Origin of the sequence: Paractinoplanes aksuensis, assembly GCF_024137025.1 — a bacterium.
Classification (GTDB): Bacteria; Actinomycetota; Actinomycetes; order Mycobacteriales; family Micromonosporaceae; genus Actinoplanes; species Actinoplanes aksuensis.
Window position 1 is genome coordinate 199996 of sequence record NZ_JAMYJR010000032.1, and the last position, 16885, is coordinate 216880.

Sequence of the window (16885 nt, forward strand, 5' to 3'; positions counted from 1 at the left end):
AGCGGATCGCGATCCGCTACCGCCCGATCAGCGGCGCAGCACGGACGCGCCCAGGGTCATGACGACCATCAGGCCGACGATCACGGCGAACGAGACAGTGAGCGACGACAGGTGGGCGATGCCGCCGATGACGCCGGGGGCGATCAACCCGCTGCCGTACGCGATGCCGGCCACCCCGGCGATGCTGCGTCCCGGATGTTCGCTGCTGCGCCCGGCCGCCGCGAAAACCAGCGGCACCACCACCGCGATGCCGATGCCGAGCAGGCCGAACCCCCCGATGACCAGCACCACGTGATCGAACAGCACGACCATCAGCGCACCGACCGTCGCGCAGGCGCCGCTGATGCGGACCGTTGTCACCGGGCCCAGCTTCTGCACGACCCAGTCGCCGCCGAACCGGGCCACCGCCATGCAGACCGAGAAGATCGAGACCGTGGCGGCGGCGGTCGCGGCCGGGTGGTTCAGCAGGTCGCGTACGTAGACCGCGGCCCAGTCGAGGCTCGCCCCTTCCGCGAAGACGGCGCACAGTCCGATCAGCCCGATCGGTAGCACCGCCTTCGACGGCAGCGCGAACGCCGGCGGCTCCTCCAGCGACGGTTCCGGCCGGTGCGGCACGATCCCCATCGACGCCACCAAAACCACTACCGCGAGTACGCCCACCGCGATCGCGAAGTGTGCCGGAGCTCCCAGGCCCTCACGCGCAGCGAACACGGCGATGGCCGAACCGCCCAGCCCGCCGATGCTCCACCAGCCGTGGAAGCTGGACATGACCGACTTCCCGTACCCCGCCTCGACCAGCACGGCGTGCGCGTTCATGGCGACGTCGGCCAGCCCCGCCGCCGCTCCGTAGGCGACGAGCGTCACGCACAGCAGCCACAGCGACGTCGGCAGCGACGGAAGCAGCAGCACGGCCACCCAGCAGAGCATCAACACCCGTACGAGCGAACGCAGATCGAACCTATGCACGAGCCGCCCCGACAACGGCATCGCAGCGAGCGCTCCGAGCCCCGGCATCAGCAACGCGATCCCCAGCCCACCGGGCCCGACCCCCACATGATCGGCGATCCACGGCACCCGAGCGGCGAACGTCCCCGTCACCGCCCCATGAGCCGCAAAGATCGCCGACGTGGCCACCCGCGCCCGCCGCAGGTGCAAGAGATCGGTGCTGATCATGCTCTCGACCGTAAGCGAACCGGCCCGCGCCGGAGGCCCCGTTCTCAGGCTTCGGGTCGAGAATGGTGGGATGCCATTACGCAGGCGTAAGCAGTGGTGGGGTGTGACGTTGGATGCGCCGGACGGGGCCGCCCTCGGGCGGTTCTATGCGCGGCTTCTGGACTGGCAGTTCTTTTCGTCCGGGGACGGGCGGGGCGGGGCCGTCGCGCCGTCGGAGAATGCCGGTTACAACCTGGGGTTTCAGACCGAGGAGAACTACGTGCGGCCGGTGTGGCCGGCCGAGCCGGGGCAGCCGCAGATGTCCATGCACCTCGAGATCGAGGTGGACGATCTCGACGAAGCGGTGGCTCACGCTGTTGAAGCCGGGGCGGCCCTGGCCGCTTTTCAACCGCAGGACGATGTGCGCGTCATGCTCGATCCGGCCGGGCATCCGTTCTGCCTCTATCTGGGTGAGTCAGACGAAAGTGAACAGGCGGACGTCGCCTAGGAACGGGTCGGGGGCGCGGTCGAGCCGGTGCATTCCGACGCGGAAACGGGCGTCGGTGGGTTCGGCGTAGGCGAGTTCGGTGAAACCGTTGTCGGCGAACAGCGACCGCACCGGCGATTCGCCGGCGCGGGTCCAGATCACCGTGCCGCCGGGGGTCAGCAGGCTGGGCAGGGCCGCGATGGTCCGGCGCGTGTCCTCGTACGAAACGTTGCCGAAGACGCCGCACGCGAGCACGATTTCCGCGGGGGCGATTTCGGCGTACGGCGTAGTGGTTCCGGCATCTCCGGTGATCACCGTGACGCCGGAAGGGGCGGCCGCGCGCGCCCTTCCGGCAAGCACCGGATCCCATTCGACCAGTACGGCACGGGAACCCGCGGGCAGCAATGGCAGCACGTCACGGCCGTCGCCGGCGCACATGCTGATCACCCGGCGGGGGCGGTCGAGCAACGGGCGCAGATAACCGCGTACCACTTCGAGTCGCCGGGCCAGTGACGAGCCCGGGACCTCGTACTCGTCGTGCCATTTGATCCAGTCGCGGCTCACAGCGTCCGAGAATAGAGAACGCCGCGCCCTTGGCGGAGGGCGCGGCGTCTCCATGACCCGGGAGCGGGTCAGGCTTTCGTCAGGTCGAGGACTTGTGATCGACCGTGGCGGCGACGTCCTTGTCGATCCGCGGGTCGCCCTCGTCGGCGAAGTAGTCGTCCTGGGTCGTGCCGTCCACACCGTCCGGCGTCTTGGTGGCCCGCAGGATCAGCGTCACGAGCGCCGCCACCAGCAGGTTGACAATGACGGTGATGAATCCGACGTAAATAGTGCGCTTGCTGTCGAAGCCGAAGTCGGACAGCGGGAACGCCGAGCCGCCGAAGTGCGCCTTTCCGGTGGCCGCGTTCGGGATCTGCCACAGCATCCACATCGACAGGCCCATGCCGACGACCCAGCCCGCGATCAGCCCGCCGCGGTGCAGCCAACGGGTGAACAGGCCGAGCGCCACTGCCGGCGCGGTCTGCAGAATGATGATGCCGCCGATCAGTTGCAGATCGATCGAGAACTGCGGGTCGAGGAAGACGATGCAGGCGACCGCCCCGACCTTCACCACCAGCGACGTGATTTTCGAGACGCGCGCCTCCTGGGCGTGGGTGGCGTCCCGCTTCAGATACTCCTTGTAGATGTTGCGGGTGAACAGGTTGGCCGCAGCGATCGACATGATGGCGGCCGGCACGAGCGCGCCGATGCCGATCGCGGCGAATGCGACACCCGCGAACCACGCCGGGAACTGCATGTCGAACAGCAGCGGTACGACCGTGTTGCTGTCCACCTTGCCGGTCGCGGGGTCGGTGATCGGCTTGACGCCGGACGCGATGGCCGCGTAGCCGAGCAGCGCGAGCAGGCCGAGCAGGAAACTGTAGGCGGGCAGGGCCGACATGTTCCGCTTGATGACGTTGCGGTTCTTGCTGGCCAGCACGCCGGTGATGCTGTGCGGGTACAGGAACAGCGCCAGAGCCGAACCCAGGGCCAGCGTGATGTATTGAAGCTGGTTGTTGGCGTTCAGCGTGATGCCGTCGTTCGGATTGGGTGAGGCCGTGAATTTCGCCTCGGCCGCGTCGAAGATGCTGCCCCAGCCGCCCAGCTTGTAGGGCAGATAGATGACCGCCACCAGGATCACGATGTAGATCAGCGTGTCCTTGACGAAAGCGATCAGCGCCGGCGCTCGCAGACCCGATTGATACGTGTACGCCGCCAGGATCGCGAACGCGATGATGATGGGCGCGTGCCGGGCGAGCATGCTGTCGCCGGTCACCCCCATCGTCTTGAGCACCGCTTCGATGCCGATCAGTTGCAGAGCGATGTACGGCATGGTGGCGACGATGCCGGTGATGGCGATCAGCAACGCCAGCGTCGGCGAATCGAACCGGGTGCGCACGAAGTCGGCCGGGGTGACGAAACCGTGCCGGTGCGACACCGACCAGAGCCGGATCAGGATCAGGAAGAACAGCGGATAAATGACGATCGTGTACGGCACGGCGAAGAACCCGGCCGCGCCGGCGCCGAAGATCAGGGCCGGGACGGCGACGAACGTGTACGCCGTGTAGAGGTCACCGCCGACCAGGAACCAGGTGATCCACCCGCCGAAGCTGCGGCCGCCCAGCCCCCACTCGTCGAGGTGTTCCATGTCCTTCGGCGCCCGCCACCGCGCGGCGACGAAACCCATGCCGCTGACCAGCACGAACAGCAGCGTGAAGATGACGATCTCGGTTACGTGGTCGCCCATGCCGTCACCGCTTCTTCGTCATCTGGTACACGATCGAGGTGGTGGTCACGCCGACCAGGATGAACAGGAACTGGAGCCAGTAGAACGCGGGGAAGCCCCACAGCCGGGGCGAGTCGTGGTTGAACAGTGGGGTCAGAACCGGCAGCACGATGGGGATCAGGAGCAGCCAGTTCCACGGGCTGCGATCACTGCGGGCTGCGGGCACCGCTTTCGGCGTCTCGGGGTCCGCCATCAGCCGTACCTCCTGGTAACTGTGGAGACGGTCACAGTCACGCTAACGAGACACGGCGGTTACCGGCGATCATCATGCGCCCAACGGCGCGGAAGGTGCGCCGAACGGCGCACGCGTTACCACAGATTCCCAAGATCAGGTGACTGTCCACAGGGACGGACGTGGTCCACAGGTCGTCATGCTCGGCCCGTCCCGGACCGCCGGGCCGGCTCAGAATCGCAGGCATCAGCAACCGTGAGGAGCTCGTGATGACCTACCAGCAACCGTCTGTTCCGACACTCTGGAAGAAGGGCAGCCGCAGCAACGGCAACGGCGGCAACAACTGCGTCGAGGTGGCCGTCCTCACCGACGGCGTCGCGGTCCGGGACAGCAAGGACCGCTCCGGACCGACCCTGAAATTCACGACGGCGGAGTGGACCGCCTTCGTCGGCTCCGCCAAGGATGGCGAATTCGACTTGCAACCCTGAGGCCCGGTTCAGTCGGTGTGCGCCGCCATCGACGGCCAGATGCCGCCGTCGGCGAAGCGGGCCGCCCAGTAGTACGGGTTGAGTTCGAGCAGGGTGCGGGCCGTCCACCCCGACGGGCTGAGCGGATCGCCCACGCCGACCCGCACGTCGGGCCCCCACAGGGCAAGGCGCTCCTGGCAGATGCCACAGGGTGCCAGCACGAAGATCTCCGTGGTCCCGGCCTTGCGCCCCACGCAGACCGAAGCCGTGACTCGTTTGTCGAGCGTGTAGGCCTGACAGATGGCCCCGGTCTCGTGGCACAGCGTGACCCCGGCGTTGATGTTGTCGAGGCACACGCTGGTCAGAATCTGGCCGTCCTCGAGGAGTACGGCGGCGGCCCCGCCGTACTCCTCGGCCGGCCACCGCCGGTTCATCTGGTCGACGGCCGCGTCCACGAGTCGCTGATCAAGTTCCATCCCGCGAAGGTAGTGCACGCGACTCGTCGTCGGGGGTGGGTTTCAAGCGGTCGGCCGCGCGCAGCAGCAACTGGATGCCGAACTCGACCGGGACCATGCGCAGCGCTAAGGCGCCGGCCGGATGACGGTGGCCGCTGTGCTCCAACTGCTTCATCCATCGCTTCTCGAGGCGGCGACGGGCGATCATCGTCGTCACCGCCAGGCCGATGCCGATTGCGAGGGTGGCCGACTGCCGCTTGTCGGGCTTGAACTCTTGCGGCTCGTCCGGCTGCGGCTCTTTCTGGTCGAACATCTCGCGGAAGGAGGACGGTGACTTCGCGTACTCGACCCCGATACCGGTGGCGATCAGGCCGGTGCGGGCCAGGCGGCGGCGGGCCGGCGAGAGGTCACGGGCGGCGATCCACATGCCGGCCAGGACCGCTCGGTAGGCGGCGTCGGCGGCGGCGCGCGGGAAGGAGGCGGCTGACATCTCCCGACCGTAGCGCCGCCGGGCAATCGGGTCAGACGGCTCGGGCGATGCAGATGCGCGCGTTCAGGCGGGGCCCGGCCTCGTAGAACATGTACTGGACACCGCCGTCGGTGCCGAACGACGGGGCCGCGGCGCGGCCGTTGTCCGAGGCGGCGGGGGAGTAGAAGACGCCCAGGTGGTTCTCGCGGTCGAAGGCGTTGCCGACCTCGGTGATGCGCATCTTGCCGTCGTTGCCGTGGTAGGCCACGTACGTCGTGCCGTTGCGCGTCACCAGCGACGGGCCCGAGATGTCGGTCAGGCCGTCGGGCTCGGGGTTGACCAGCGCGCTCTGACTGAACTGCCACTGGTCCCAGCCGTTCGGGGACCAGCCGTGATAGATGCGGCGTTTCCCGGCGAGCACCCCCATGTACACCATCACGTAGCGGCCGCTGTGAGCGAAGACCCGGGCGTACGAGGTCTCGGTCAGGCCGGGCACGAGCCGCGTACTCAGAATGGGAGTTTCGTCCCGGAAGTTGATGCCGTCGGACGAGCGTGCGACCCGGGTCGTCGTGTTCTCGCCGTGCCAGTACAGGTGGAACTGGCGGGTCTCCGGGATCCAGGTGACGTGGGGTGACGACACGTGCGAGACGGTGCCGCCGCCGGGCAGCACGTTGTCGATGATCGGGTTGCCGGGGTGCTCGGTGAACGGGCCGTTGAGCGAGTTGGCCCAGGCCACGCAGATGCCACCGGGCTTCTCGTGCGGGGCGTAGTAGAGGTAGTAGCGGCCGCGGGCCCCGCTGATCTTGTCGTAGACGCCGCGGATGCAGGGGAAGATGAACTCCCCGGTCGGGTTGTAGCGCAGCGGCAGCGTGAGCGCGTCGCGCAGGTAGCGGTAGGTGGGCAGGCCGGCCGGTCCGGCAGCCTTCGCCGCCTCCGGAAGGGCAACGCCCGAGATGCCGGCCGCGCCGACGACGGCGGCGCCGCGAAGCAGGGAACGTCGATCCATGGTGCGACCTCCAGGGGTGGGGGAAGCGGTGGGGACGCATCGAAGTTTCGCCATCGTTAACAACTGCGGTCAAGGTGCTAATACCTATTAGTGCTGGAGATTCCTTGACGGCCGCTGATCACGTGGCCCACGATCGGTTCACGTTTGTTAATACGCATTAGCGGCGTAACAGAGGAGACATCCGACGTGCCATCCAGCAACAGGCGGGTGACGCAGCAGGACATCGCCCGGATGACCGGCGTCAGTCAGACGACCGTGTCGATCGTGCTCAACGAGCGCGACGACGCCGCCGTCCGCATCGCGCCGGAAACCCGGGAGCGGGTGTTGCAGGCGATCCGGCGTACGGGCTATGTGGCCGACCCGATCGCCCGCCGCCTGGCCGCGCAGCGCAACCGCTTCCTCGGCGTCTTCACCTACGAGCCCGTGTTCCCGGCCGGGCTGGGCGACTTCTACCACCCGTTCCTGGTCGGCATCGAGGAGTGCGCCGAGAGCATCGGCTGCGACCTGCTGCTGTTCACCAGCGCGCCGGTGATCGACGGCCGGCGCCGCATCTTCTCGCAGGACAACCGGCTGCGGCTGGCCGACGGCTGCATCCTGCTCGGTCGCTGGCTCGACCCGCAGGAGCTGTCCCGGCTGATCGCCGAGGGACAGGCGTTCGTCAGTGTCGGCCGCCGCGACGACGCGGGCGGGCCGGTGCCCTATGTCGGCGCCGACTATCCGACGGCCACCGCGGCCCAGGTGCGCAAGGCCGCCGAGTTGGGGCACCGCAGGATCGCGTACGTGGGGGAGGGCGCCGGGCCCGAGTCGCACGCCGACCGGTATCGGGGCTTCACGAGCGCCGTGGCCGAAGCCGGGATCACCGGAGTTCGGCTCCGGTACACCGATGGCGTGCTCGATGACCTGCGCGAACAGGGCTGCACGGCGGTCTTCGTGGAGGAGTTCGCGGACGGCGCCGTGCTCGCGGCCGAGGCCGGGCGGCGGGGTCTGCGCGTACCGGAAGATCTGTCGTTCGTCGCTCTGGGTGACCCGACCCGGCCGGCCAGCACGGATCTCGACTTCACCGGCTATCGCATTCCGCGCCGCGCGATGGGATGGCAGGCGGTCGAGGTGCTGTCTGCGATCTTGGACGGTACGGGCGGAGAAACTCAACGCCTGCTGCCGTGCGAACCCGTGGCCGGCGCGACCCTGGCGGTGGCCCGTGCGTGAACTGCATGCGGACGTGGTCGTGATCGGCGGCGGCCTCGGGGGAGTGGCCGCGGCCCTGGCGGCGTTGCGGGCGGGCCGGTCGGTGCTGCTGACCGAGGAGTACGCCTGGCTCGGCGGGCAGTTGACCAGCCAGGCCGTCCCGCCTGACGAGCACAGCTGGGTCGAACAGTTCGGAGTCACCCGCAGCTACCGTGCGTTGCGCGACGGGATCCGTGACTACTACCGGTCGCACTTCCCGCTCACCGATCGTGCGCGCAACACCCGAGATCTCAACCCGGGCGCCGGGCACGTCAGCCGGCTCTGCGCCGAGCCTCGGGTCGGCGTGGCCGTGATCGAGCAGATGCTCGGCCCGTACCGGGGGGCCGGCCGGCTCACGGTGCTGCAACCGGCCGCACCGGTGCGGGCCGAGACCGAAGGCGACCGCGTGACCAGCGTGATCGTGCGGCACGCGGGCGAGGACGTCGTGCTCACCGGGCCGTACATCCTGGACGCGACCGAGACCGGCGCGCTGCTGCCGATGACCGGGGCCGAGTACGTGACCGGGGCCGAGTCGAATGCCGAGACCGGCGAGCCGAGCGCTCCGGCCACGGCCGATCCGGCCAACATGCAGGCGTTGTCGGTGTGCTTCGCGATCGATCATGTCGACGGCAACCACACGATCGACAAGCCCGGCGCGTACGGGTTCTGGCGCGACTACCAGCCGCCGTTCTGGGGCGCCCGCATGTTGTCGTGGCAGACGCCCAATCCTCGTACGCTCGAAACTTCGACCCGCTCGTTCACGCCGAACCCGGACGACGACCCGTGGTTGGTCGAGGCCGATCAGCGGGTCAACCCCGGTGACGGCAACCTGTGGACGTTCCGTCGCATCGCGGCCCGTCGCAACTTCACCGACGGTTTCTATCCGAGCGACATCTGCCTGGTGAACTGGCCGATGATCGACTACTTCGAGGAGCCGTACGTCGATGTTCCCGACCCGGCCGCGGTCGAGCGCGCGGCCCGGGAACTGTCCCACTCGGTGCTCTACTGGCTGCAGACCGAGGCGCCCCGCCCCGACGGCGGCACCGGCTGGCCCGGTCTTCGCCTGCGCGGCGACGTGACGGGTGGCCCGGACGGGCTCGCGATGGCCCCGTACGTGCGGGAAGGCCGTCGCATCCGGGCCGAGTACACGGTGGTCGAGCAGGATCTGTCGCTGCTCATCCGGGGCGACAAAGGCGCTGTGCCGTATCCGGATTCGGTCGGCGTCGGCATGTATCGCATCGACCTGCATCCATCGACCGGTGGCGACAACTACATCGACGTCGCCTCGTGCCCGTTCGAAATCCCGCTCGGCGCGCTGATTCCGCAGCGGGTCGAGAACCTGCTGCCCGCCGGCAAGAACATCGGCACCACTCACATCACCAACGGCTCGTACCGGCTGCACCCCGTCGAATGGAACACGGGTGAGGTGGCCGGCGCGCTGGCCGCTTTCTGCCTCAATCGTTCGGTGTCGCCGCGGGCCGTACGCAACACCCCCGATCTGCTCGCTGAGTTCCAGCACCACCTGAGCGCCGACGGCGTCGAGCTGCGCTGGCCCGACGTCAGCGGTTACTGAGAGAGGAACCCCCGATATGAGAAAGACCGTTGCCGTAGCCGCCACCGTCGCCCTGTTCGGCGCCCTGACCGCGTGCGGGGGAGGCGAAGCGGAATCGGGCGGCCCGGTCACCCTGCGGATGACGACCTGGTCGGCCAACCCGGACCACGTCAAACTGTTCGACGCGATCGCCGCCGAATACAAGACGACCCATCCCGACGTCACCGTGAAGTTCGACGCGTTGCCGTTCGAGAACTACACGACCACCGTCACGACGCAGATCGCCGGCGGTAACGCGCCCGACATCGCCTGGATTCTCGAGGGCGCTGCGCCCGACTTCGTGGCGTCCGGCGCATTGACGCCGCTCGACGACAGCATCGAGGACGCGGCCGACCTCGCGCCCACTGCCACCGCGTTGTGGAAGCAGGACGGCAAGCTCATGGGCTACCCGTTCTCGACCTCACCGTTCGGTGTCTTCGTCAACACCGACCTGCTGAAGAAGGCCGGTCAGACGCTGCCCACCGGCGACCAATGGACGTGGGACAACGCGAGCAAGGTGGCCGCCGCGACGGCCGCCAAGACCGGCAAACAGGGCCTGGTCGTCCGCGATTTCGACTACAAGGACTGGACGAACCTGGCCACCGTTTTCCGCGGCTGGGGCGCCGAGGCCTGGACCGCCGACGGCAAGACGTGTGGCTTCGACCAGCCGCCGATGGTCGACGCGATGACGTTCCTGCACAAGGCCATCTTCACCGACAAGGCACTGCCCGCCCCCGGTGTGGCCGCGGACTTCTTCGCCGGTGAATCGGCCATGACCATCGCGCAGATCTCGCGGGCGTCGCTGCTGAAAGAAGACGGATTCGGCTGGACGCTCGTGCCGCTGCCGGCCGGCCCGTCGGGTTCCTATGCGGTCATCGGCCAGGGCGGGATCGGTGTTCTGAAGAAGGGCAAGAACGCGGCGGCGGCCCAGGAGTTCGTCAAGTTCTTCACCAGCCCGGCCAATTCCGCCAAGCTGGCGCAGTTCTTCCCGCCGCCCCGCCAGTCGCAGCTCAACGCGGACACGCTGGCCAAGGCCAACCCACTGCTGAAGCCCGAGCAATTGCAGGACGTCGTGATCGACGGCATCGAGAATGGCGTCGTGAAGCCGAGCCACGCCGGGAGTGCCGAGATCAACCAGGCCGTACGCTCCGGTCTCGACCCGCTGTGGAAGCCGGGCGCCGACGTCACGGGCGTGTTGAAGGGCGTGTGCACGGCCATCAACCCGCTGCTCGCCAAGTGACCGCTCCATCTTTCTGGACTACCAGGCGGCGAGACCAGCTGACGGCGTACGTCTTCATCACCCCCGCTTTGTTCGGGGCGGTGGCCTTCGTATTCCTGCCGTTGGTCCTCGTCGTCTGGTACAGCCTGCACGAATGGAACGTGCTGGCCGACAGCTTCAATTTCGTGGGTGCGGAGAACTACCAGAAACTGGCCGACGACCCGAACTTCCCGGCCGTGCTGCGGGCCACCGCCTTCTTCTCGATCGGCCTGGTCGTACTCAATCTGGGCCTGGCCCTGCTGCTGGCCGTGCTGCTCAACCAGAAACTGCGCGGCACCACGTTCTTCCGGGTGCTGTTCTTCTCGCCGGTGGTCGTGTCGCTGCTCGCGTGGACGATCGTGTGGGGCTTCCTGCTGCAGGACAACGGCGGCATCAACGGTCTGCTCGACGCCGTGGGAATCGACGGCCCGAACTGGCTGCGCTCGGGCGGAACGGCGATGGCCTCGGTCGTCATCGTGCAGGTGTTCAAGAACGTCGGCCTCAACATGGTGCTTTTCCTGGCCGCTTTGCAAGGCGTTCCCCAAGACCTGTACGAGGCCGCCCGCACCGACGGCGCCAGCCCGTGGACCATTTTCCGCCGCATCACGCTGCCGCTGATCAGCCCCACGATCCTGCTCACGTCCATCATCACGGTGGTCGGCTCATTGCAGGTGTTCGCGCAGATCAGCGTGCTCACCCAGGGCGGCCCCGGCACGTCGACCACGGTGCTGGTCTATTACCTGTACCAGCAGGCGTTCCAATTCCACGCCTTCGGCTACGGCGCCACGCTGTCGGTCGTGCTCTTCCTCATCGTCCTGGCCCTGACCGTTCTGCAATGGCAGATGCGCAAGAGGTGGGTCTTCCATGAGCACTAGAACCAAAGTCTTTCTGTACGGGATCCTGCTCGTGCTCTGCGTGCCGTTCGTCTTCCCCACGTGGTGGATGATCACCAGCTCGTTCAAACCGAACGCCGAGATCTTCTCCCCGTCGCTGTGGCCGTCGTCGTGGAGCTTCGAACCGTGGCGCCAGGTCTTCACGATGCAGCCGTTCGCCCAGCAGTACTTCAACAGCGCGTACATCGCTGTGGTCGTCACGTTGGGCACTCTGGTGGTGGCGTCGATGGCCGGCTACGCGTTCGCCCGCATCCGTTTCCGCGGTCAGAACGCTCTGTTCCTGCTGGTGCTGACCGGCCTGCTCATCCCGAGCGAGGTGACGATCGTCCCGCTGTTCCGCATCTTCAACAGCCTGGGTCTGGTCGACACGCACTGGCCCCTGATCCTGGTGCCGATGCTGGGCCCGCCGAGCGTGCTGGCCACCTTCATCATGCGGCAGTTCTTCATCACCCTGCCCGGCGAACTCGAGGAGGCCGCCCGCATGGACGGCCTCGGCCGCCCCGCCATCTTCCGCAAGATCGCGCTGCCGCTGGCCCGTCCGGCACTGGGCGCCGTGGCCATCTTCACTTTCCTGCACAGCTGGAACCTGTACCTGGAACCGGTCGTCTACATCTCGTCCCGCACGAAATACACGCTGCCCCAGGCCCTCACCCAGTTCACCGACGCTTACCAGGGCCAACTCTGGAACGTCCAGCTGTCGGCCGCCTCCATGACCGCCATCCCCGTCCTGATCGTCTTCGTCCTGGCCCAGCGCCAGTTCATCGAGGGTCTCGCCCACACCGGCCTCAAAGGCTGACGGTCCGCGGCCACCTTTGAGGTACTCCAGGGCGTAGGTAATACCCGTGGGACATGCTGACGAGGAGGTCGCGGCCTTCGTCCGGGCGCGATACGGGTCGCTCCTCCGGACCGCTTTCCTGTTGTGCGGCGACAGGGGCAAAGCCGAAGACCTGGTCCAGACGGCGCTGGCCAAGACGGTCGTGGCGTGGGCCCGGCTGCGCGGCGCGGACGGCGTCGATCACTACGTGCACCGGATTCTGGTCAACACGTATCTGAGCTCGCGGCGCCGCCGGTCCTGGTGGGAACAGCCCCTGAGCCGGGTGGCGGAAGGCCGGGCCCGGGACGAGTACGTCGGGGTGGAGCAGCGCGACTGGCTCCGCCGGGCGCTGGACGGACTCCCGGCCCGGCAGCGCGCCGCCGTCGTCCTGCGCTACTACGAGGATCTGTCCGAGCAGGACGCGGCGCTCGCGCTGGGTTGCTCGGTGGGCACGGTCAAGAGTCTTTCGTCGAGGGGCCTGCGAACTCTGCGGGAGCAGTGGGCCGAGGTGAGTCATGCCTAGTCCGAGCGAAGTGCGCGAAGTCCTGTCCGAACTGGCCGAGCCGGTCGTCCCCGCCGAGGGCTACGAGGACCGGATCATGCGCCGGGCCCGCCGGATCCGTGGCCGTCGGCGAATCGTCAGCGGTGCGGCGGCCGTGGTGTGTGTGGCGGTGCTGGCGACGATGTTCCGGTTCGTCGCGGTCGGTCCCGCGCCGGAGTTGGCCGCGGTGGCCCCCGACGGTCCGTTCCTGGGCTGGGGTGCTGTGGGCGACGTGGACCCCGGCCTGGTGCAGGAGGCGACGGAGGTCTGGGACCGTGCTGGTCCCCACACCGGCGTCCGCACTCTGGTGGCGACGCGGGATGTGCAGTTGCGTTCGGTGGTCGTGCTTCAGGGCTACGACAGCCGGGGCCTACCGCGGCTGGCGTTCTTCACCAGCGACCAGAGCGCGGCCGACGCCCTGCGGCTGCGGGCCGACCGGCCGGCCCCCGACCCGGTGCGGACCCGGGTGGTCAGCCTGGTCAGTCCCCGGCTGACCGGGCCGACCGGAACGGTCAGCACGGACGGTTGGGGCAGCTTCGCCATCGTCGTTGCGATGCCGGGCGTCTTCGCCTTGCGCTTGCTGAACACCACGATCGACGTGCAGATGTTCGGAAATCCCGACGGACCCACCAGCCGCTTGGCGGTGCAGAACCTCCCGCTGGCCGGGACCGCGCAGACGACCACCATCGCCGGCTTCATCAAAGCGGACCGACCATTGGCCCGCGCGACGAAGGTGTTCGAGGTACCCGGCGAAGGCGGCGCGATCGGCGACGTACGGGCCGTGCCGGCCGAGGTGGTCGGCCGGGCCGACCAGCAGCTCACCGTCGCATTCCCGAAGGACCGGCCGGTACGGCTGGGTCAGCTCGCTGTCGTGACCGAAGGGCTGGTCGGCCGCGTGACGACGGTCGACGCCGCCCGCGGCGAGGCCACGATCGACCTGGTCACGAGCGCCAGTTTCACCGGCACGGTCTACAGCAACATCAGCAATGTGCCCGGCACTGTACGCGGCACCGGCGGAAAACTGGTCATGGAGGACCTCCCGGCCGACGGCGACCTCTACGGGACCAACCGCATCCTGATGCCCGACCCGTCCCAGCCGAACGACCAGGTCGGCGCCATCACGATCGGCCGGGCCACCACCGACAAACCCGCGAACGCCACGACGGTCGAACTCACGCCGACGGCCGACCTGGCCCACCTCGAGAACCTGTCAATCATGACGCCGCCCACCGACTGAGTCGGGCGACGGACGAGTGGGCCGGTACGCCGGATTCTGTCCCGGCGGCCCGAGGGCCGCCATGGGCGGTCATCCATCTCGGCCGGCCGTTGCCGGCTCGGCTCTTGCGGCCTACCCGCAAGCTCGGGCGAGCAGCCCTCGAACGCTTGCGCCGGCCACCGCTTCGCAGCCGTGGCCTTGCTTGGCCTTGCTCCGGGTGGGGTTTACCTAGCCACCCCGGTCGCCCGGGGTGCTGGTGAGCTCTTACCTCACCGTTTCACCCTTACCGGCCTCGAGGGCCGGCGGTCTGTTCTCTGTGGCACTGTCCCGCGGGTCACCCCGGGTTGCCGTTAACAACCACCCTGCTCTGCGGAGTCCGGACGTTCCTCGGCGACACCCCGGAGGGCGCCGACGCGACCGCCTGGCCTACTCGTCCGTCGCCCCGACAGTCTACGTCCCCGTAGATTCGACCTCACCATGGATCTCGCCCACGTCCTTCTGCTGGTGGTGGCCGGCCTCGCCGCCGGGGCCATCAACGCCATCGCCGGCGGCGGCTCGCTGATCACCTTCCCGAGCCTGATCGCCACCGGCCTGCCCTCGGTGGCGGCCAACGTCACCAATTCCATCTCCGTCTTTCCCGGGTACGTGTCGAGCGTGGCCGGCAGCCGGGCCGACCTCACCGGCCAGCGGGCCCGCCTCACCCGCATCCTGCCCACCTGTGTGCTGGGCGCCGTCGCCGGATGTGCCCTCCTGCTGCTCACCCCGGCCCGCGCGTTCGAGCTGATCGTGCCATTCCTGGTGCTCGGCGCCGCCGCCACGCTCGCGTTCCAGGAGCGCCTGCGCGGCCTGGTCGGCCACCCACGCCACATGTCACCCCGCCGCGCCGTCGTCTCACTCCAGCTGGTGGTGTTCATCGGCGCGATCTACGGCGGCTATTTCGGCGCCGCGCTCGGCGTCATGTATGTGGCCGCCCTCGCCCTGATCCTGGACGAGCCGCTCAACCGCATCAACTCTCTCAAGAACGTCCTGTCGGCCGCCGTCGGCCTGATCACGCTGCTGATCTTCGCGATTTTCGCCCCGGTCAACTGGCTCGCGGTCGCCATCCTGGCCCCGGCCACCGTCGTCGGCGGTTACGCGGGCGCCAAGCTGGCCCGCCGCATGCCGTCCCACGTATTACGAGCTGTGATCGTTAGTTTCGGCACAGGCATCGGACTGTTGCTCCTCTACCGCGCCCTACGCTGAGGGACTTGCGAAAACCAGAAGCCGTCGAACGTAGGCCTGGATACGCTGCCGCGCATGACCGACCTTCTCTTCGTGATCGGCCCGCCCGCCGTGGGTAAGATGACCGTCGGCCATGCCATCGCCGCGCGCACCGGATACCGCGTTTTCCACAATCACATGGCGATCGATCCGGTGCTGCGCTTCTTCGAGTTCGGCACGCCACCCTTCCACCGGCTGGTTCAAGGCTTTCGTACGGCCGTGTTCGAAGAAGTTTCCGGCAGTGATCTGCCGGGCCTGGTCTTCACATTCGTCTGGGCTTTCGACCACCCGGGCGACGCGCAAACCGTGGCCGGGTACGCCGAACCTTTCCACCGGCGCGGCGCCGCTGTCCGTTACCTCGAGTTGGAGGCGACCCAGACCGCCCGCCTGGCCCGTAATTCCGGCCCCGACCGACTGGCCGAGAAGCCGTCGAAACGCGACCTTGACCGCTCCCGCGAACTGCTGTTGCAGGACGACGCCACCTACCGGATGAACTCCACCACCGAGTTCGACGGCCGCGACGACCACCTGCGCGTCGACAACACCACCCTGACCCCGGACGAGGTAGCCGACCTCACGATCCGCCACTTCGGCCTGAAAGCTTCGTGAGGAACCGGAAGAAGTGGGGGTCGAACCGCCCCGGGTCGGCGGCGGCCAACTCGTCCCGCGACCACCAGCGCACCCGGTGGAACTCCCCGTCATCGACGACGAGCGCCTGCTCCTGATCGCACGACATCACGTACCAGAGGCTCACATCGGTGTGCCCGGCGTCGATCCCGACCGTCCGCGTCACCGTGAGGAACACCGGCTCCCGGGACACGCCGGAACCGTCGAGCCCGAGCTCCTCCGCGATCTCGCGCCGGGCGGTGAGCAGCGGATCCTCGTCCGGCTCGACGTGACCGCCCGGCGGCAGCCAGAGCCCCGCGTTCACGTGATCCACCAGCAGGATCGCGCCGTCGCGGGGATCGACCGGCACCACGTACGACACCAGGTGCTGATCCGGCGTGGCCGGCTTGACCCGCCGGTACACGTCATCGGTCCGCGCGAGCCAGTCCAACGTCTGCGCCCGATGCGCGGCCTCGATGTCGTCCCCCGGTTCGAGCCGCGCCACCACCGCCCGTACGGCCGTCCGGGAGCTCAACCAGCGGGCCGCGGCCTCATACGTGTCCGACGGCGTGCTGTTGAACGCGATCGCCGCCCCCACCGCATACCGGTGCACGAGGTTGATCACGAGTTCGAACAGCTGCGGGTCATCCCCGGAGCGGATGCCGCCCCCGACAACCACCACCTCCCACGGGTGCCTTCGGAGCGCCGCCGTCACCACAGCTTCGACGTCATCGCTGCCGTCCAGCCCGACCAGGCAGCTCTCGACGCTCACCCCGGCCTCGGCGAAGCGTGCCATCCCCATCTCGATCGCCGCCACCACGGGCTCCGGATCCCACGGCCCCGGCACCCGCCGCGGATCCAGCCCGATCACCAACACCCGAGCGTCAGCCATCCCCCGACGCTAGACCAGCCGACCCCCGCCGGTCGGCCCGGGTGAACCGGACA

General features: G+C 68.3%; 19 protein-coding genes and 1 other RNA gene. 11 read left to right on the top strand and 9 right to left on the bottom strand.

The window, feature by feature from the left end; translation table 11 throughout:
- Nucleotides 1-27: 27 nt before the first annotated feature.
- Nucleotides 28-1173 carry an MFS transporter gene (locus M1L60_RS29865; protein ID WP_253240866.1) on the bottom strand — a complete coding sequence of 382 codons (1146 nt, stop codon included), beginning with the start codon at nt 1171-1173 and terminating at the stop codon, nt 28-30.
- Here M1L60_RS29865 and M1L60_RS29870 point away from each other — a divergent pair.
- On the top strand, nt 1172-1660 hold the full coding sequence (locus M1L60_RS29870; protein WP_438862165.1) for a VOC family protein: 489 nt from the start codon (nt 1172-1174) through the stop codon (nt 1658-1660). The genes M1L60_RS29865 and M1L60_RS29870 overlap by 2 nt on opposite strands.
- Here the strand turns inward: M1L60_RS29870 and M1L60_RS29875 are convergent.
- From M1L60_RS29875 to M1L60_RS29885, 3 genes are all read right to left on the bottom strand, one after another.
- A complete protein-coding gene (locus tag M1L60_RS29875) occupies nt 1628-2203 on the bottom strand; it encodes a class I SAM-dependent methyltransferase (protein ID WP_253240867.1) in 576 nt (191 codons plus the stop codon). The two genes, M1L60_RS29870 and M1L60_RS29875, sit on opposite strands and share 33 nt — an antisense overlap.
- A gap of 79 nt (nt 2204-2282) precedes the next feature.
- Nucleotides 2283-3929, bottom strand: a complete 1647-nt coding sequence (gene mctP, locus M1L60_RS29880; RefSeq protein WP_253240868.1) for a monocarboxylate uptake permease MctP — start codon at nt 3927-3929, stop codon at nt 2283-2285.
- Between the two features lie 4 nt (nt 3930-3933).
- Nucleotides 3934-4161, bottom strand: a complete 228-nt coding sequence (locus M1L60_RS29885) for a DUF3311 domain-containing protein (protein ID WP_253240869.1) — start codon at nt 4159-4161, stop codon at nt 3934-3936.
- Nucleotides 4162-4409: 248 nt separating this feature from the next.
- On the opposite strand from M1L60_RS29885, the gene M1L60_RS29890 reads away from it, so the two are divergent.
- The gene (locus M1L60_RS29890) at nt 4410-4628 is read left to right on the top strand and encodes a DUF397 domain-containing protein (RefSeq protein WP_253240916.1); all 219 of its coding nucleotides are present in this window, start codon (nt 4410-4412) and stop codon (nt 4626-4628) included.
- Nucleotides 4629-4636: 8 nt separating this feature from the next.
- Here the strand turns inward: M1L60_RS29890 and M1L60_RS29895 are convergent, their stop codons facing one another.
- The 3 genes from M1L60_RS29895 to M1L60_RS29905 are packed head-to-tail and all read right to left on the bottom strand — an operon-like array spanning nt 4637 to nt 6537.
- Complete coding sequence (locus M1L60_RS29895) at nt 4637-5083, bottom strand: cytidine deaminase (protein WP_253240870.1); 447 nt, start codon at nt 5081-5083, stop codon at nt 4637-4639.
- Nucleotides 5073-5552, bottom strand: coding sequence for a hypothetical protein (locus tag M1L60_RS29900; RefSeq protein WP_253240871.1), 480 nt, complete (start codon nt 5550-5552; stop codon nt 5073-5075). Before M1L60_RS29900 ends, M1L60_RS29895 begins: the two co-directional genes overlap by 11 nt.
- A gap of 31 nt (nt 5553-5583) precedes the next feature.
- Nucleotides 5584-6537 (bottom strand): glycoside hydrolase family protein, encoded by a 954-nt coding sequence (locus tag M1L60_RS29905; RefSeq protein ID WP_253240872.1) that lies wholly within the window; start codon nt 6535-6537, stop codon nt 5584-5586.
- A gap of 207 nt (nt 6538-6744) precedes the next feature.
- Here M1L60_RS29905 and M1L60_RS29910 point away from each other — a divergent pair, with 207 nt between their 5' ends.
- The 7 genes from M1L60_RS29910 to M1L60_RS29940 are packed head-to-tail and all read left to right on the top strand — an operon-like array spanning nt 6745 to nt 14095.
- On the top strand, nt 6745-7743 hold the full coding sequence (locus M1L60_RS29910) for a LacI family DNA-binding transcriptional regulator (RefSeq protein ID WP_253240873.1): 999 nt from the start codon (nt 6745-6747) through the stop codon (nt 7741-7743).
- On the top strand, nt 7736-9334 hold the full coding sequence (locus tag M1L60_RS29915; RefSeq protein ID WP_253240874.1) for an FAD-dependent oxidoreductase: 1599 nt from the start codon (nt 7736-7738) through the stop codon (nt 9332-9334). The genes M1L60_RS29910 and M1L60_RS29915 overlap by 8 nt, the downstream gene beginning before the upstream one ends.
- A 16-nt stretch (nt 9335-9350) precedes the next feature.
- Nucleotides 9351-10592 (top strand): ABC transporter substrate-binding protein, encoded by a 1242-nt coding sequence (locus M1L60_RS29920; protein ID WP_253240875.1) that lies wholly within the window; start codon nt 9351-9353, stop codon nt 10590-10592.
- Entirely contained in the window at nt 10589-11485 is an 897-nt protein-coding gene (locus M1L60_RS29925; RefSeq protein ID WP_253240876.1) for a carbohydrate ABC transporter permease, read from the top strand. The genes M1L60_RS29920 and M1L60_RS29925 overlap by 4 nt, the downstream gene beginning before the upstream one ends.
- On the top strand, nt 11475-12299 hold the full coding sequence (locus M1L60_RS29930) for a carbohydrate ABC transporter permease (RefSeq protein ID WP_253240877.1): 825 nt from the start codon (nt 11475-11477) through the stop codon (nt 12297-12299). Before M1L60_RS29925 ends, M1L60_RS29930 begins: the two co-directional genes overlap by 11 nt.
- A gap of 46 nt (nt 12300-12345) precedes the next feature.
- A complete protein-coding gene (locus tag M1L60_RS29935) occupies nt 12346-12840 on the top strand; it encodes a SigE family RNA polymerase sigma factor (protein WP_253240878.1) in 495 nt (164 codons plus the stop codon).
- Nucleotides 12833-14095: a rod shape-determining protein MreC gene (locus tag M1L60_RS29940; RefSeq protein WP_253240879.1), complete on the top strand. Its 1263-nt coding sequence runs from the start codon at nt 12833-12835 to the stop codon at nt 14093-14095. Before M1L60_RS29935 ends, M1L60_RS29940 begins: the two co-directional genes overlap by 8 nt.
- 9 nt (nt 14096-14104) lie before the next feature.
- Here M1L60_RS29940 and rnpB read toward each other — a convergent pair.
- Nucleotides 14105-14507, bottom strand: an RNA gene (rnpB, locus tag M1L60_RS29945) — RNase P RNA component class A.
- Nucleotides 14508-14551: 44 nt separating this feature from the next.
- Here rnpB and M1L60_RS29950 point away from each other — a divergent pair.
- Both M1L60_RS29950 and M1L60_RS29955 read left to right on the top strand, forming a co-directional pair.
- Nucleotides 14552-15316: a sulfite exporter TauE/SafE family protein gene (locus M1L60_RS29950; RefSeq protein WP_253240880.1), complete on the top strand. Its 765-nt coding sequence runs from the start codon at nt 14552-14554 to the stop codon at nt 15314-15316.
- A gap of 54 nt (nt 15317-15370) precedes the next feature.
- Nucleotides 15371-15943 (top strand): DEAD/DEAH box helicase family protein, encoded by a 573-nt coding sequence (locus M1L60_RS29955; RefSeq protein WP_253240881.1) that lies wholly within the window; start codon nt 15371-15373, stop codon nt 15941-15943.
- Here M1L60_RS29955 and M1L60_RS48555 read toward each other — a convergent pair.
- A complete protein-coding gene (locus M1L60_RS48555; RefSeq protein ID WP_438862164.1) occupies nt 15909-16832 on the bottom strand; it encodes an NUDIX hydrolase in 924 nt (307 codons plus the stop codon). The genes M1L60_RS29955 and M1L60_RS48555 overlap by 35 nt on opposite strands.
- Between the last annotated feature and the right edge of the window lie 53 nt (nt 16833-16885).